Source organism: Blautia sp. 2227st1_G12_2227SCRN_220401 (genome assembly GCF_039062885.1).
Taxonomy (GTDB): domain Bacteria; phylum Bacillota; class Clostridia; order Lachnospirales; family Lachnospiraceae; genus Blautia_A; species Blautia_A fusiformis.
The window spans coordinates 114154-130977 of the sequence record NZ_JBCLNI010000001.1 but is presented as its reverse complement, the minus strand read 5'-3'; the positions used below and the strand labels follow the sequence as shown (position 1 = coordinate 130977).

At 39.1% G+C, this 16824-nt stretch carries 17 protein-coding genes; 15 read left to right on the top strand and 2 right to left on the bottom strand.

Going from position 1 to position 16824, the window contains the following annotated elements; translation table 11 throughout:
• Window positions 1-30: 30 nt before the first annotated feature.
• The 7 genes from ABCM67_RS00605 (at window position 31) to ABCM67_RS00575 (ending at window position 8141) form a co-directional block, all read left to right on the top strand.
• Window positions 31-381: a DUF2116 family Zn-ribbon domain-containing protein gene (locus ABCM67_RS00605; protein ID WP_117996831.1), complete on the top strand. Its 351-nt coding sequence runs from the start codon at window positions 31-33 to the stop codon at window positions 379-381.
• Between the two features lie 63 nt (window positions 382-444).
• Entirely contained in the window at window positions 445-636 is a 192-nt protein-coding gene (locus ABCM67_RS00600) for a DUF6019 family protein (protein ID WP_059085796.1), read from the top strand.
• 698 nt (window positions 637-1334) lie between these two features.
• Window positions 1335-2441, top strand: a complete 1107-nt coding sequence (locus tag ABCM67_RS00595; RefSeq protein WP_059085798.1) for an RNA-guided endonuclease TnpB family protein — start codon at window positions 1335-1337, stop codon at window positions 2439-2441.
• 359 nt (window positions 2442-2800) lie between these two features.
• Window positions 2801-3460 (top strand): response regulator transcription factor, encoded by a 660-nt coding sequence (locus ABCM67_RS00590; protein ID WP_015525013.1) that lies wholly within the window; start codon window positions 2801-2803, stop codon window positions 3458-3460.
• Window positions 3461-3462: 2 nt separating this feature from the next.
• On the top strand, window positions 3463-4722 hold the full coding sequence (locus ABCM67_RS00585; RefSeq protein WP_147603552.1) for a HAMP domain-containing sensor histidine kinase: 1260 nt from the start codon (window positions 3463-3465) through the stop codon (window positions 4720-4722).
• 110 nt (window positions 4723-4832) lie between these two features.
• Window positions 4833-6215 carry a DUF6034 family protein gene (locus ABCM67_RS00580; protein WP_147603553.1) on the top strand — a complete coding sequence of 461 codons (1383 nt, stop codon included), beginning with the start codon at window positions 4833-4835 and terminating at the stop codon, window positions 6213-6215.
• 123 nt (window positions 6216-6338) lie between these two features.
• A complete protein-coding gene (locus ABCM67_RS00575) occupies window positions 6339-8141 on the top strand; it encodes a DUF4209 domain-containing protein (RefSeq protein ID WP_147603554.1) in 1803 nt (600 codons plus the stop codon).
• Window positions 8142-8380: 239 nt separating this feature from the next.
• On the opposite strand, the gene ABCM67_RS00570 is transcribed toward ABCM67_RS00575, so the two are convergent.
• On the bottom strand, window positions 8381-8923 hold the full coding sequence (locus ABCM67_RS00570) for an SMI1/KNR4 family protein (protein ID WP_147603555.1): 543 nt from the start codon (window positions 8921-8923) through the stop codon (window positions 8381-8383).
• A gap of 14 nt (window positions 8924-8937) precedes the next feature.
• Window positions 8938-9807, bottom strand: coding sequence for an HNH endonuclease signature motif containing protein (locus tag ABCM67_RS00565; protein ID WP_118607976.1), 870 nt, complete (start codon window positions 9805-9807; stop codon window positions 8938-8940).
• 551 nt (window positions 9808-10358) lie between these two features.
• Between ABCM67_RS00565 and ABCM67_RS00560 the strand changes: the two genes are divergently transcribed.
• From ABCM67_RS00560 to ABCM67_RS00525, 8 genes are all read left to right on the top strand, one after another.
• The gene (locus tag ABCM67_RS00560) at window positions 10359-11498 is read left to right on the top strand and encodes a hypothetical protein (RefSeq protein WP_147603556.1); all 1140 of its coding nucleotides are present in this window, start codon (window positions 10359-10361) and stop codon (window positions 11496-11498) included.
• Window positions 11499-11746: 248 nt separating this feature from the next.
• Window positions 11747-12163: a YjdF family protein gene (locus tag ABCM67_RS00555; RefSeq protein ID WP_015525019.1), complete on the top strand. Its 417-nt coding sequence runs from the start codon at window positions 11747-11749 to the stop codon at window positions 12161-12163.
• Between the two features lie 124 nt (window positions 12164-12287).
• The gene (locus tag ABCM67_RS00550) at window positions 12288-12620 is read left to right on the top strand and encodes a DUF3784 domain-containing protein (RefSeq protein ID WP_059085803.1); all 333 of its coding nucleotides are present in this window, start codon (window positions 12288-12290) and stop codon (window positions 12618-12620) included.
• A 53-nt stretch (window positions 12621-12673) separates the two neighbouring features.
• Window positions 12674-13054, top strand: coding sequence for a mannose-1-phosphate guanylyltransferase (locus ABCM67_RS00545; protein WP_147603557.1), 381 nt, complete (start codon window positions 12674-12676; stop codon window positions 13052-13054).
• A 249-nt stretch (window positions 13055-13303) separates the two neighbouring features.
• Complete coding sequence (locus ABCM67_RS00540; RefSeq protein ID WP_147603558.1) at window positions 13304-14260, top strand: helix-turn-helix domain-containing protein; 957 nt, start codon at window positions 13304-13306, stop codon at window positions 14258-14260.
• Window positions 14261-14440: 180 nt separating this feature from the next.
• Window positions 14441-15118: a response regulator transcription factor gene (locus ABCM67_RS00535; RefSeq protein ID WP_059085806.1), complete on the top strand. Its 678-nt coding sequence runs from the start codon at window positions 14441-14443 to the stop codon at window positions 15116-15118.
• Window positions 15111-16010, top strand: coding sequence for a HAMP domain-containing sensor histidine kinase (locus ABCM67_RS00530; RefSeq protein WP_059085807.1), 900 nt, complete (start codon window positions 15111-15113; stop codon window positions 16008-16010). Before ABCM67_RS00535 ends, ABCM67_RS00530 begins: the two co-directional genes overlap by 8 nt.
• A 135-nt stretch (window positions 16011-16145) precedes the next feature.
• Entirely contained in the window at window positions 16146-16817 is a 672-nt protein-coding gene (locus tag ABCM67_RS00525) for an ABC transporter ATP-binding protein (protein ID WP_118392951.1), read from the top strand.
• Window positions 16818-16824: the final 7 nt, after the last annotated feature.

Genomic DNA, 16824 nt, shown 5'->3' with positions numbered 1-16824 from the left:
GACAAAACGAAAATCATGGAGGAATAGAGTGTGAAAAAATGCAAATATTGTGGCAAAAAACTCAATGATAATTTTGAATTTTGTAACAGTAAATGTGAAAATTGTTATGAAAAGATGATGGATAAAGACAGCCATAAAATCAAGTATTTTACATTAGGCATTATTTTGGGATTCTTAGTTATGTTTTATGGCATTATTTCTAACAATAATGTCTTTATAATAGGAATTGGGATTGTAGTAATGGGTATAGATGTTGTTTTATTGCCATTTACAACTCCTGAAACAATTAATTTTCTAGGATATCAAAAGTCAAAATTCGCAGGAAGAATATCAGGCATATTGATTATAGCAGTTGGAGTATGGATGTGTTTTATTCAATGATAAATCCCAGCCTGCAAAATTGAAAATAAATTGAAAGTTACGAAATCGGAGGAGTTAATGATTATGTGGAATGAATTAGGTTTAAGCGGGGGAACCGCAATTATTATTTTGATTGCGCTGTATTTCGTCATCAAATGGGCAGTGAAAAATGGAATCAAAGAAGCCTACAGTGCCATTACTGGAAAGAAAACGGAAGAAGATGTCAGAAACGAAAAAGAATTGAAAGAACTCGGATTTGAGTTAGAAGATAAATAAAAGTTTATAGAGATGATGAAAGCATAATAGAATTAGCTGGCATGTGGGAGTGATCGAATGAGTTGGTTAAATATATAGTACGAAAGTAATTTGAGAAAAAATGATAAAAGGGATGGGATGAAAGCTCTTGCAGTTTACTGCTTAATCATGTGCAGTGCTTTCTGTCAGGGCTGGCTTTATACAACAAATATAAATGTTATTGTGCTGAATTTATCACAGATATGGATCCCTTTGATTTTGACTGCTGGCTTCTTTTTATTTTTTTACTGTAGCAAAGAGAACATTAGAAGTATTATTCAGAGGGTACATACAAACAAGATTATTTGGACTCATAAACAGTCAGTGGATAGTTGGAATAATCAATTCTGTTCTTTTTGCTTCTTGTCCAAAGAGAAAGAAAAGGTAGATTAGAAAGTGTTTTTTACAGGCAGGTGATTAGATGAATGATCAATTCTTACAAGGAGTATTATTCGATTGGAATAGAATTGATAACGATAGTTATTTAACAAAATATAACAAGAATTCTCCTTCCTCTATAGGTGGGAGATGAATTGTAGATCTGAGCATAAATGCTCAAAAGAATTTTATAAACAAAAAAAGAAAACACTTGTTCGCGTGTTGGAATTGTATTATAATAATAAAAAGAGAACATATTGTTCAAAAAACGATGATTGAAATCATTCATATGTAGGAATAAGGTGAGAAAAATAAATCGGGCAGTAAAAATAAGAATCTATCCAAATGCAGAACAACGTGTGCAAATAGATAAAACAATCGGTTGCAGTCGCTTCATCTATAATTGTATGCTTGCTGACAAAATGGAACATTATAAAAAAGAAAAAAAGATGTTAAGGAACACACCAGCCAGTTACAAGAAAGAATATCCCTGGCTGAAAGAGGTGGATTCATTGGCGTTAGCAAATGTACAGATGCATCTGGAAAGTGCATTCCATAAGTTTTTTCGTGAACCATCTGCAGGATTTCCGCGTTTCAAATCAAAGAAGTCATCAAGGAAATCCTATACAACAAACGTGGTGAATGGAAATATCTTTCTGGAAGGGAAATATCTGAAACTGCCTAAGATGACGGCTGTCAGAATAAAGCTTCACCGTCCGGTATCAGAAAAATGGAAACTGAAATCTGTGACAGTCAGCAGGGAGCCATCCGGAAAATATTTTGCCAGTCTTTTGTTTTGCTGTGAAAACCAAACAGCAGAAAAAAGACCGGCAGAAAAATTTATTGGGATCGATTTTGCGATGCAGGGAATGTGTGTGTTTTCTACCGGTAAAAGAGCTGAATATCCGATGTTCTATCGAAATACAGAGAAAAAGCTTGCGCGGGAACAGAGAAAGCTGTCCAGATGTCAGAAAGGCAGTCAGAATTATAAGAAACAGAAGAAAAGAGTTGCACTGTGCCATGAAAAGATCCGAAATCAGAGAAAAGACTTTCAACATAAACTCAGTGCCAGTCTTGCCGAGAGCTACGATGCAGTATGCGTGGAAGATCTGAATCTGAAAGGGATGGCAGGAGGACTTCATCTTGGAAAAGGCGTACATGATAATGGATATGGCCTGTTTCTGTCTATGCTGGAATATAAACTGGAGGAACGCGGGAAGTATCTGATAAAAGTAGATCGTTATTTTGCATCAAGTAGGATTTGCAGTGCATGTGGAAAGAAAAAAGAAAAATTGTCTTTATCTGAAAGGATCTATTACTGTGAATGCGGACACAGAATGGACCGTGATGTAAATGCAGCAGTTAACATCATGAATGAGGGAAAAAGAATCTTTGCAGAATGTGCATGACAGCACAATAAAAAGTCCGTAACCGGACTAATAAAAATCGCGGGGCACGCGAGGATAGCTTGTAGATACTTGGCTCAGTAGAGCCATTGAGCAAGAAGCCCCCACTTCAAAATCAGAGATTTAAGTGGTGGGAGCATGTCACTGTTTGGATTCGTAATGGCCAAAAAGAAAAGGGACAAAAATCTATAATTTCAGTTTTATTGTACTTTTCTAATTCGAGACACACTGTGCCCTGAATTGAGCTGGTCACATTATCGTGCCCTGATACGTATAAATGATGAGAAAGCAAGAACAAATGCAATGTAGACTTGGGATATAAAAAACTATACTATAGAAAAGCGTTAGAGGTGGCAACGGGAATGAAAAATAAAATTTTGGTGATAGAAGATGACCGTGCAATTTCAGAATTGCTGTGCATGAACCTGGAGGCAGCAGGGTATGAGACTGTGGCAGCGTATGATGGGGAAGAAGCCCAGAGGCTGCTCTTATGGCAGGAGGACGCGGACCTGGCAGTAGTGGATATCATGCTGCCGGGAAAAGACGGGTTTGCATTGATGGAGGATTTTAAAAAGAAGGAGCTTCCGGTGCTCTACCTGACTGCAAAGGATGATGTGGCTTCCAAGGTGAAGGGATTAAAGCTGGGTGCGGAAGATTATATGGTAAAACCTTTTGAGATGCTGGAACTTCTGGTACGCATTGAGAAGGTGCTGGAGAGGACGGGACGGGCCAAGAAAGTCTTAACGGTCCGGAACATCCTGGTGGACATGCAAAGCCATCAGGTCTACAAAGACGGGCTTCCGGTAAGCCTAAAGCCAATGGAATATGACCTCTTTGTGCTGCTCCTGCAAAATAAGAATATTGCGCTTGGAAGGGAAGAACTGTTAAAACGGGTCTGGGGAGAAAACTACCTGGGAGAAAGCAGGACGGTGGATGTCCATATCGGACAGCTCAGAAAAAAGCTGGAACTTTATGATGAGATCAGGACGATCCCGAAACTTGGATACCGTCTGGAGGAATAAGGATGAAGCTGTGGAAACGAACGGTACTTCTTATGCTGGTAACGCTATTATGTGCCCTGATCCCAGTGGGAACGCTAAGTCTTTATATCACAGGAAAACGAAGCCTCAATAATGCTGCAGAGACCTACGGAAGACAGCTGGAAAATGGCAAGATACTCCTGGAACAATTTTGGGATAACAGCAAATATGAGCAGATGTCCGAGACTGGAAAGCAGGCTTATATGGGCTTTCAGTTCCAGCGATGCTGTGGGGAAGGCATGGCCCTGATCGACCGAAAAAGCAATGCCGTCATTGAAAACCTGACAGATTATAAAGTGGTGGGGCTCGAAAACTTAGGCTTAAAGGATGAAGGAGATCCGTATGCCTACAAGATACAGAAACTGGGACAGAAATACCTCCTTCTCCAGCTGGAACCATTATCCAGACCGGAAGGATACGAAGTCCTCTCTGTCCGGGAAGTCACAGGGCTTTTTGCAGAGCTGAGACAGACCGCTGTCTGGTTTTTGGGAATTTATCTGGCTGTGTTCCTGATCGCCGGCCTTTTTATTTATATGATGATGCGAAGAACTGTGGAACAGATGGAGAAGTTACAGGAAGTGGCAGAGAAACAGGAGCTGCTCATGGGGGCACTTTCCCATGAAATGCGTACCCCGTTAACGTCCATTATCGGGTATTCGGATACCCTGCGCCATGTAAAGCTGAAAGATGAACAGAAAGACCGGGCACTGGAACATATCAACCGGGAGGGAAAGCGCCTGGAGGCTCTTTCTGGGAAGATGCTGCAGATGCTGGGGCTTTATCAGAACCATGCCATACAGATGGAAATGACCATGGCAGGTGACCTTTTAAACCATGTCATAGACATGGAAAAAGAACAGGCAGAAAAGAAAGCGGTGCACCTCAAGATGGAATGTGAAGCCTTTTCCATGAAAATGGATCCGGCCTTGATGGAAAGCCTTCTGATAAACCTGATCGACAATGCCCTAAAGGCTACGGATGCCGGTGGAAGCATTTGGGTAAAGGCTTATGAGAAAGCTGGAAAAAAGATCTTTGAGGTGTCGGATACCGGAATGGGGATCCCGGAGGAAGAAATGGGAAAGATCACAGATGCATTCTATATGGTGGACAAATCACGAAGCCGAAAAGAAGGCGGATCCGGACTTGGGCTGGCACTCTGTGTGAAGGTGGCTGAAATCCATGGCGGATGCTTGAAAATCGAAAGCAAACAGAGAGAGGGGACCACGGTAAGAGCCATCTTTTGATTTACAATTTGTTTACATCTTGATGAATACATCGGCAAAGCAATATGGTACTCTTTTCTCATAAGAAGAGGGTACCTTTTTTAATACCGAAAGGAAAGGATGGAAAAAGGATGAAGAAAATAAAAATGTTTATGGGAGCCGTTCTGTGTATGAATCTTTTGACATTATCCGGATGTGACCGTATTGTCCAGTCTGCTGTTGTGGAAGAAAAGGATCAGACAGAACAGAAAAAAGAAGAGAAAAAGGAGACAGTTCAGAAAATCGTTGCCGAACAGGTTCAGGCACCGGAAACATACCAGACAACAATCCAAGCAGATCTAAGATCAGCGGACCGGGAGGATAAAGAAACCCCGATGAATTTTACCCTGACAGCGGATGCACCGGTAAAAGTCCCGGATGTAGATGCAATCTGTTTAAAAAAAGTAAAAAGGGTGGCGATTCCTGAAGAAGAACAGAATAAAATAAAAGACACATTCGGAAAAGGACAGCCCATGCAGGAAGAGAAGAATGAGAACGAACAGGCGGGGACATATACAGTAGATGGACTGACCTATCGGTATTCTTATACACAGAGTGAGCAGGTATCGGATGTGGAGGAACTCGGATTTGGGATAGCGAAGTTTATCTTTGACGATTGTGGAGACATGACCCTGGAATCGAGTGAGAAAAAAGAAAGGGAAGAACGCTTTCAAAATTATATAAAGGCAGGAAGCGGGAAAGTATCTGAAAAGGAAGCAAAGGAGAAGGTTTCAGGTCTTGTGTCCGGAAACTGGGAGATATTTGAAAGTTCCTCAAAAGCACTTACTGAAGGAAGCACTACCCTGGAAAAAGATGATTTCATTTTTGAACGGATGATAGACGGGGTTCCGGTTAATTATGTGAGGGAAACCTCTCTGCCTGTTAATGAGCAGGCTCTTGAATGGGAAAACGAAGATGGAACACTTCATGAAGGACAGTCTGAAGGATGGGAAAATGAAGTACTGACGATGGACTTTTGCAGTGGGACACTTCAGAGTTTTCTGCACCGAAATCCCATAGAAGCATCGAATGCTTCCGATGAGAGGCTGTTCTTACTTCCTTTTGATGAGGTCAAGGATATCTTTGAAAAAACGATCACTTTGCAGGTAATGACAGAAGACAAGAATCGGCTGATCTCTGTCGATGGAGGAAGCCACTACCGTTATCCGTCCATTGATGCACAGAGTGCGGAGATAACCATAACAAAGGTACAACTGGGTTATATGTGCATGCCAGACAGTGAAGGCAGCGATACCGAAGCAGTCCTGATCCCGGTGTGGGATTTTTATGGAACCTGGACATCCAAAGAGCCAGAGTATGAGTACGGAAATGGGGAGGATGGACCGGTCATGGGAGACGTAACGATGGATGCTGCAGGTGTTCCACTCCTTACGATTGATGCACGGGATGGAAGCGTAATACAAAGGATTCAGGCTGGATGGGCGGCTTCTATGGGTTCCAAGGATATAAAATAGAGTGTGAATTTCAATTTCTAATCAATGATGACCGAAAGACCTGGAATTTCAGGTCTTTCTGCTTTACAGGAAAAAGAAAAATGCGTTATACTTTTCCTATAGAAAAAGGTTGGAGGGATATGTATGGCAGAAAAAATGGCAGAGCAGATTGCAGAGATTTTAAAAGGACCTAATTTTCAAACGGCAGAGAAAGCACTGACAGATTTCTGCGGAACGATGGATGGGGAATTCAGGAATCTTCTGGTGGATATTATTGTGGAACGATGGATTGATACGCCTAAAGACGTACCGTTTTCCTATGCCCGCAGCATTTGGAATCGGAAAGATATAAATAGAGAAGAGTATCAGGCATTGCTGGAGGAAATCCGAAGCTATCCCATCGCACCGATCAACAAGGCAAAGATATCGGATTTTTTATGGGTTGTGGAAAATGATTTTTCAAATGCTAAAATAGCAGAAACGGCTTATTACGAACACTTGAAGAACACCGGTGCATTTGCAGATCATATCATGGCTATAAACCGGATCTTGTTTATCTCTAAAAAAATCCGAAGCAAGGAAATCAATGAAGAGGTGCGAAAGAATCTGCTGATAAAAGTATTAGAAGAGTATGATAACAGCAGCCACGCAAAAATTGGATATTTGATAAAAACCGCCATGGAGGAAAAAGTGGATACAGGATATCTGATCCCTTATGTGGAAAATATCTTGAAAACTTACGATGATAATAGCTGTGATGCACCGCTCATTGGTAAGTTTTGTGATCTGTTGGAAGAACTCTATTGCAGAAAAAATAACTGGCAGAAGAGGCAGAAGAAAAAGTGTATTACTGAACCTAAACTGATTGCGATACGAAGACGTAAGATTCAGGCTATCCGGATGGAGGCTGAATATGCCGGGGCCTCTTCCAAAGGAAATTTAATGAGAAAGATTCACTATTTGAAAGAGGTTATTCAGTTGTTAAAGACCATACAGGGTACGGAAGAAGAAAGAAAGGCACTGTTGCAGGAAATAGCACAGATAGAAGAAGCTTCCCTTTCGGAGATGATGGTATGGAGTGATAAACAGGATGCCAGCGGCATTGTAAAAGAACTGTTCCGCCAACTGGAAGATCTTGATAAAGAAGAGGCATTATGTTATTTTGCTTCATTTCTTCCGATTCCGGTAAGAGAAAAGGTAAAGAATCAAGTATTAAATAGGACTGGGATCCTGAACACGATATTTCCAGCGGCAATCCTTGGAAAAGGAGGAAAATTAATTGCTAAAAGCAGGCCTGTGAAAAAGCCTGATGGAACAATCGATGAAGGTGCGCTTAAGGATAATATGGAGCGGACAGCAGCCATGGAGATGGATTATTTTGCACAGATTCTGGTGAGAAATACGTTTGAATATATTCGTTCCAGATTTGTGATCGAAGAGAGTGATGTAAAAAAGATTGTAGATGTAAGTTGTGCGATTCCAGAGGGGAGAAAAGAATCGTATACCAAGGGTCTTATGTTTGGCTTTTCAGGAGATTTTTTGACGGCGCTAAGTATCCTGATTCCACAGATAGAAAATGCAGTAAGATATCTGGCAGTGGAATGTGGAGAACCTGTTTACAACATGAATGAAGAAGGGATTGAAGAAGTAAAACCAATGCACGCTGTCTTAGAATTGGAAGGAGTAAAAGAAAGCCTGGATGAAGACCTTATATTTGCTTTAAATACGATTTTCTGTTCAAAATTTGGATTTAACATGCGCAACAATGTGGCACATGGAATGCTGGATGATCAGGCATTCCAGAGCTTTAAAGCTTTGTATATCTGGTGGTTTGCACTGAAATTTTGCTATCTATTCTGCGGAAAATTACAGGAGGAGAATAGAAGCAAAATAAATAAAAAGCTGAAACAGCTGATGGAGAAGAAAGATAATATGGATGAGAATTAATATAAAATGGTTGGACGGATGGTATGGTTTCCTTAAAAAGTGTTCGGAAGTATCTGGCAAGCATAGCGTTTGGACATCAAAACGCACTTTGGGGACGGCCTCAACCCCCGGAATGTGTAGCACTGAGAGTAAATCTATAAATATAATATGAATTATAAAAACACTCCAACTTAGTAGTCAGAGTGTTTTTCATAAGCATATATTTTTTTTATAAAAATAGAGAGAAAGTATTTTGGTAGTTACGGATTTAAGAAAAACCAAAATTCATGTCCCTGGCATACAATATAGCGCTCCAACCACTCATTAAAAGGAAGGTTAAAACGATCGGTGTCAGGAGCTGGATAACATAAATAATCGTCTCTACCTTCTAATACAGCTTGTAAATCCATGGTTATATCACCTATATCTTGCAGAAAAAGAATGGGAAGATGATAGGTGAATTCTGGATCAGATAAAATGGGTGTATTATTCCAAACCTCTTTTTGATTAAGAGCTTCTTTTAAAGAGTAGATGGTACAGCTGACTAGAGAACTACCCTCTTCTCCACAAAAAAGCTCCATTCCATTTGAACAAGATAAAAAGGCTTTATACGAAGCGGGAAGTTTCATGTTGGGAAAATATTTTTCAAATAACTGAATTTCTTCGGAGGATACAGGTGGGTAAAATTTATGAGTTACTTTTATAGGCTCATCACCTAAATGCCATTGATAGACCCAACCATTATTATCCATCTCATATTTTAAATTTTTGAAAATTCTGTGTATTGCATTTACATCTTCCATTATGTACTCTCTCCTTAATAATTTCTAAACCAAGAAGTTATTGCTCTATGGCTTTCGGTTTTGACGGGCATTAAATTATTAAAATCATTTAATGCACCTCCATATTGTCTTGGGCGTATATGATGAATTTGAACACTTGACCAGAAGGAAGAAGGCTGTTTTCCATATTTTTCTTCATATTGTTTTATATACTTTGATCTTCCATTCCATGTAGGAGATTTCGCAAGCTTTTTCCAAGTGGTGCTAATTGTAGATTCAGCATCTTTTTTAGATACGGGATCAACATATTGAGGGAAGATTTGTCCTTTTTTATTTGTTAAAATAGGAGTTATTTGTCCGTTTGCACCAGGATTAGAAGTGCCATCAGCCATAACCGCGTTAAAGGAAGTATTTAATTTCCAAAACATTGTATTAGCAGCGGTAGTAACATATTTAACCTGTCCCTTTCTTATTTCACTACTTTTAAAAGTTACAGTTCCTAAATTTGTATTAGCTGTTACTTGTTTTATATTGGATCCATGACGTAGTGTGAAATGAACAGTGAGAACTTTAGGTTTTTCTCCAATCATAGAGTCTATAACAAAACCATAACGTAATTTTCCGTCAACATAAAGATAATTAGTATGATATGTAAACTCACCGACAACTTCCTGTTCTCTGGAAGCTAAAGAAGAGGCATTTTTTCTATTATGAAGATTTACAGAGTCAGTGCTTAAAGATGTAGCATTTAAAGATAATCCCTCTTCATCATGTAATGAGGATATTTTTATATCAGATTGAGTAATATTTTGATTTGAGGCAAAAACACTAAAATTGACGCTTAATATCAATGTAAGCGATAACATCCACATGAGTATTATTCTTAATTTGTTTTTTTTACGCATAGTTGTCCTCCCGAAAAATATTTAGCTGTCAAATTAGCGCTTTGTTCAACAACGGAGAGCAATTATAGCACGTTTTATGTTTTTTTCAATAGTTTTTTGCGCATTTATAAGATTTGTATAGAGATTATTATGAAAAAACATAATATCACTAGAAAAGTAGTTACAGTAAGAATTGAGTAATTGAACCCAAAAGAGTGTATTTGGAAAGAAAAAAGGTGACGTTGTATATGTTGTTGGTTTTTTAATCTAAATATAAATATAGTATCACTATTTTGAAGTTTTTAGTATAAAATTTTATGAATATATAATAAAATTCATTTATAAACACACTGAATGACAATAAGAATCTTCGGGTTGAAATACAATGTAATTGTCAAAAACGTATGTTCAAATTGAGTATCTATAGTTTTCAGTAAGAAGAGTTCAATAGTAAGTTCAAATATCCATGCAGATAGTAATATCATCAGAAAAAGTGTATAATTACAAGGAAAGAATTCGATGAAAAAATTTATCTATGCAAAAAAGTATTGATGGATTGAGAGGGGATCAGTATGAGGGTTGACAAAACTTGCAAAACTTGTGGATTTGACTCTAATGGTGTGTGTGGTATGTATAGCACATGTAAGGAAGACGAAGAGTGCGATGACTGGGAAGCTTCTTTGGAGTATTATACGGAGATTACGAAAAAAGCACCTTGGTATATTAAGGGACCTTATGATAGATGTAAAATAAGTTATGAAAAATTTCTGGATCTTTTACAACAGGATGAACAGGGAGTCGATGTAGAAATAAATATTTATGATGCGATTGAAAAGGTCTATGAATTAAATTCAGTAGAATTAGCAGGGGTATTAGATGTGTCTATGGGAGTGCTGGGATATGCCAGCACACAAAAAACGATACCAAAGAGAAAAAGACAATTTTCAAGCAGGCTGCATATTCCGGAAAGCTTCTTTGATGAGTTTTTATCTACACAACTGGATGCATTAAAGAAATGTAGAGAAGAATTTCGTGATTGTTATGGGGACGAGCTGATAGAAAAATTTAAGCAAAATGGTTATGCTGCAATGGAAGCAAAGATAGAAAAACAAAATGCAGCCGATAAAATAAGAAATGAAAAGTACAGGGAAGAAAACCAGAACAGATATCAGTATAAGGAGAAGACAAAAATGTACCATGATCTATCTGATGATTACAAATCCAGGGACTATGTGATTGCGATAACCTTAAAAGAAGGCGATTATTATGGAAATATATTCTATGAATACAGCTCTGGAGGATATGGCTTGTCTGTGGACATAATGGAAGATATTTTGCAATTTATTGAAAATCTGGATTGTGAAGAAATCAATGAGTTAAACGAGGAAGGTCTCTTAAATAATAATATAGCCTTGCAAGCAGACATAAATGGCAAAGATATTCATTTTGAACTGAGAAATGATGCAGGGGAAAAGCTGGAAAAGACAATCCCGGAAGATGAATTGCAAAAATACATTGTTGGTTATGAAATGATCCGGTGCGATGGACGTGGAATGAAAAAGGAACGCAGAAAATGTGGTTCCTGCAAAAATTTTACACCGATAGAAGGCTGTGCAAAAGGAAACTGTTCTGTTAGAGGTGATATCATTCAGAGAAGCAGAATTATATGTTCCCATGATTATGTGTTGAAAACAGATAAAGTATTATGTTAAAATCGTCTCGTACTATCAATGGAAAAGATGATTGTATAGATTTACTATAGGAATTAGAATATATAAATTGTAAGGATATATTGTGTGATATTGCACTTTATATGATAAAAACAAGATAAAAACGCAATGCATATTTTTAAGATATGCTAGAGCTGGTAGGTAGCCCAGCCGTCCTATGTAAATAGGGTAAGTAACCTGCCCCTCCGGGTTGTCCATTCTTTGTTCAATTCATTTTAGGAGGGATTTTTATGGACAAAACAAATGGAAAACTGACGGTATATTTTGAAGAACCATTTTGGGTAGGCGTATTCGAGCGTATTGAGGATGGTAAATTATCTGTAGCGAAGGTAATATTTGGTGCAGAACCAAAAGATTACGAAGTGCAGGAATATATTCAACAATACTATTTCAGTTTGAAATTCAGTCCGGCTGTTGAAACTGTTGTAAAGGATATAAAAAGAAATCCGAAACGGATGCATCGAGAAGTAAAAAAGCAGACAATAGGAACAGGTATTGGCACAAAATCGCAGCAAGCATTGAAATTACAGCAGGAACATAACAAACAGGAGCGTAAAGAGAGAAATCGCAAGAAAAAAGAGGCAAAAGAACAGCGAATGTTTGAGTTGAAACAGCAAAAGAAAAGAGAAAAGCATAAGGGGCATTAAAAGCCTCTTGGGCTTTAACTCAAATCGGGATTGACCGAGCGCATTGGGCGAGAGATACTTCTTGTTTGAATGGCAAGAAGATGGAATTGAGAGTTTAGAAAATTGGAATTCAAGGAGCATATAGATGAAATTAGCAGATTTAGCAACAGGTTCTGATTGGATAGTGTGGATTGTCTTTGTAATATTTGCTGCACTTTCTATAACTTTACTTTCTGGACACGGAAGCTGGTTTATTTCTGGATATAATACAGCTACAAAAGAAGAAAAGGAAAAATATGATGAAAAGAAGTTATGCAGAACAATGGGAATTGGAATGTCTATTATAGCAATTCTTGCATTAATTATGGGCGTGCTTGAAAATATTTTGCCTGCATTTTTTGTATATATTGCATTGGGAATTATTTTGATTGATGTCGCGGTAATTATCATTTTGGGAAACACGCTATGCAGAAAGTAATAACTTCCAGTTAGTTGAGATGTTGCAAAATTTGGAATCAGGAGAGAATAAGAATGATTAACAATTTGATGTACATTGAATTAAAAACGGGATATTCTGATGATGGTCCGGCATGGATTGGATATGTCAAAACTTCAAAAAGTAAGAAAACAATCTATTTTAATGACCATGCCTTTCAGAAAAATATCGGTAACTATGCAAATTATATAGATATTGAGAATGGTGATAAATATTGGATTTCCGGACTGAAAAAGGAAGAGAGCAATCGTCATTGGGCAGGACATGGAAAGATTATGGTTGATCGTAGAGCTGTTAATGAATACCTTTCCCTGATTGGTGAAAAGAAATTGCCATTAAATCTGTTTGAAGTAGTTGATATTGAAGATAGATTTCCGGTTAAAAGAGTAAAAGAATTATTGAATGAAAAGAAATAGCAATGCCAGCAGTCTTGCAATATTGAGTTTAGAAAAATTGTGACATTCTCACATATGACCGAGCGCATTGGGCGAGAGATACTTCTTGTTTGAATGTTGGAATGATTATAGGTATTTGTTTTCGGGATGAAAATACCGTTTATTTATTCTAGACATAAGATGTCCGGTTGAAAATTAACGGATTCTCGTTTTATGTCGTGGTAATTTTGGTGCATATTGGTAAGCTGTAAGTGGAAGAGAGGTAGAGACATGGATACAAAAAAGATTGGAGCTTTTTTAAAGCAATGTCGTAAAGAAAAGAATCTTACGCAAGAACAGCTTGCCGAGAAGTTTGGGGTATCTGCAAGAACAGTTTCCAGATGGGAAACAGGAATAAATATGCCAGATCTCAGTGTACTTGTTCAACTTGCTGAGTATTACGATGTTGAGATAAGAGAGCTCCTGGATGGAGAAAGGAGCCAGACTATGAATAAAGAGATGAAAGAAACACTGGACAAAGTTGCGGTGTATGAAGAATGGGTGAAACAAAAAGCATTAAAGGCTGGAAATCTTGCATTTGCATCAATGTTTGTGATTGGTGTGTTAGCGATTATTATTCAGATGCTATTAATGGTGGATACTCGTTTGGTTTTGGGAGAGATAGTAACTGTCTTAGTAGGAGGAATCCTATATGTAGCTATTATGGTGTATAATGGAATATGGGATAAATGCCTGCCAAAAAGTGCTGCTATATGGCGAAATTTTCTCACCAGTGTAATATGTGCAGGAATTTTTACAGTCATCTATGGTATATGTTTATTTAGAATGGGAGCTACAGAAACACAGATAACACGATTGGCATTGGGATTTCTGATAGGTATTACTATTGTGTCATTTATTATTCTTAGGACCTTAGCATTTATTAATCGAAAAAGAAATCAGAATTCACCAAATGTTCAGGAGAGAAAAGAAACTTCCCAATCTAAGACAGAATGGACAAAGATTTATAATGCACAGAATATAGTAGAGACAGAACAGCTCGTAGAAATGTTAAAGCAAAGTGAAATAGAAGCTTTTTCCCAGGAAGCAGGTGCGAATGTTGCAATGCATGGAGCACCTGGATTTGGAATATATGGTGTGGATATATTCGTGAAAACCGATGATGCAAAGAAGGCAGTACAGCTGATCAAGGAGATTAATAACCAAGAGAATGAAGAAATTTTTTGACATTGTCACATATGCGTGCTAATATGATTATAGAAAAAGTGTGCTGCCGATAGACGGTTAGTCCACATACTTAATTGATTGAAAATAACCGTTCACTTCATTTGCGAGGCTGAAGCGGTTATTTTTGTGTCTTGTTATTAACTTTGCCGAATACCTTTGAGTAACGAGGGAGTGAGATATATGGAGCAATTATTGATTGTTGAAGATGATATTGGTTTGAATCAAGGTTTATGCAAAGCACTGAAAGTAGATGATCGGAAGATCATTTCCTGCCAAGACCTGAAAACGGCGAAGGAGCAGCTGCTTTGCGGCGGTGTATCCCTGATCCTGTTGGATATCAATCTGCCGGATGGCAGTGGGCTTGAATTGCTACGGGAGGTCAAGGAAAACACACCCGGGATTCCTGTTATTCTGCTGACTGCCAATGATACCGATCTGGACATCGTGGACGGACTGGAGATGGGCGCTGATGATTACATTACCAAGCCCTTTTCTCTTTCGGTTTTGCGGGCAAGAGTGAATACCCAACTGCGAAAGCAAGCGTCAAACCATAAAAATGCGCTGATCCATATTGATCTATTTCACTTTGACTTTGAAGCAATGACCTTTTATGTGGGAGATTCAAAAGTAGAATTAAGTAAAACAGAGCAAAAATTACTGCGTCTTCTTGTTGAAAACCGCGGTCAGACCATGACGCGTGGAAACCTTATAGACAGGATCTGGACAGATGGCGCAGAATATGTGGATGAAAATGCTTTGTCTGTTACGATCAAGCGTCTGAGGGATAAGCTTGGGGCACAGAAATACATTAAAACCGTCTATGGAATCGGTTATAGCTGGGTGACAAAAGATGAATAAAACCGGCATTGTGATCATACTGCTGTGTTCTCTGGCGGCGGCAGCTGTTGTATTATGGGAGCGGAGAAAGGTCAGAAAAACGATGGAAGAAATCGAAAGGATGCTGGACGCTGCCATGACCGGTTCTTTTTCTGAAATCACTTTTGATGAAAGCCAGCTGTCTGCTTTGGAAACAAAGTTTGCACACTATCTTTCTGCCGCAGAAGCATCTTCTCGAAATATGGCACAGGAAAAAGACAAAATCAAATCCTTGATTGCGGACATTTCCCACCAGACGAAAACGCCGATTGCAAACCTGCTATTATACAGCGAGCTTTTGATGGAGGAAACTCTGCCTGCATCGGCAAAGGAAAACGTGGAGGCACTGTACAAACAATCGGAAAAGCTACGATTTCTGATTGATTCTCTCGTAAAACTTTCCAGACTGGAAAATGGGATCATTTCACTTTCCCCTCAGCAAGCATCACTTCAGCCGCTGCTTGAAAGCGTAGTAGAACAATATGCCTCCAAGGCTTCTGGAAAAGGATTATCCATATATCTGTACGATACAGATATTTCCGCTACATTTGACTTCAAATGGACAGCGGAAGCACTGGCTAATATTGTAGACAATGCCATCAAATATACGGAGCATGGAACAATCACGATTTCTACCGTAAGTTACGAAATGTTTACAAGGATCGATATATCGGATACCGGTTCAGGTATCCCGGAAAACGAGCAGACAAAGATATTTTCCCGTTTTTATCGTTCAAATGCTGTTCAGGAACAAGAAGGGGTTGGCATCGGCTTATACCTTGCCCGACAGATCATATCCGGCGAGGGCGGCTATATCAAAGTCGCCTCTGTCCCCGGCAAAGGAAGCACTTTTTCCGTGTTTCTGCCGAAATAACAACAATTCTATCAAAATTGTTAGATTTCATTTTCCGCCGGAAAGAATGTGGAAAGAATCTTATGCGATAATCTGTATGTATCAAAGGAGCATTTCCTTTCATACATACAGATTTTTTCATGGAGGTACTCATTTATGGAGGTTTTACAGGCAAAAGACCTGAAAAAGATTTATGGCTCCGGCAATAACGCAGTTCATGCGTTGGATGGAGTTGATTTAAGTGTGAAGAAGGGCGAATTTGTTGCAATTGTCGGCACGTCCGGCTCCGGAAAATCCACGCTGTTGCATATGCTGGGCGGGCTGGATCGCCCTACAAGCGGCACGGTCATGGTGGACGGACAGGATATTTTCTCCCTGAAGGAGGAAGCTCTGACTATTTTCCGCCGCAGAAAAATCGGTTTTGTATTTCAGAGCTACAATCTTGTTCCGGTGCTGAATGTATATGAAAACATCATTCTACCCACTGAACTGGATGGCGGAAAGGTAAACAAGGCTTTTGTGCAGCAGATCGTGCAGACGCTTGGACTGAGCGACCGTCTGGATGCCCTGCCCAATCAGCTCTCAGGCGGTCAACAGCAGCGAGTAGCCATTGCCCGTGCGCTGGCGGCAGCACCCGCTATCATTCTGGCAGATGAACCCACCGGCAATCTGGATTCCAAAACCAGCCAGGATGTATTGAGCCTTTTGAAAGTCACCAGTCAAAAGTTCGCCCAGACAATCGTAATGATCACTCACAACGAAGAAATTGCGCAGATGGCAGACCGCATTATCCGTATCGAAGATGGTCGGATCGTCTCCCAGAACTAACGGGAGG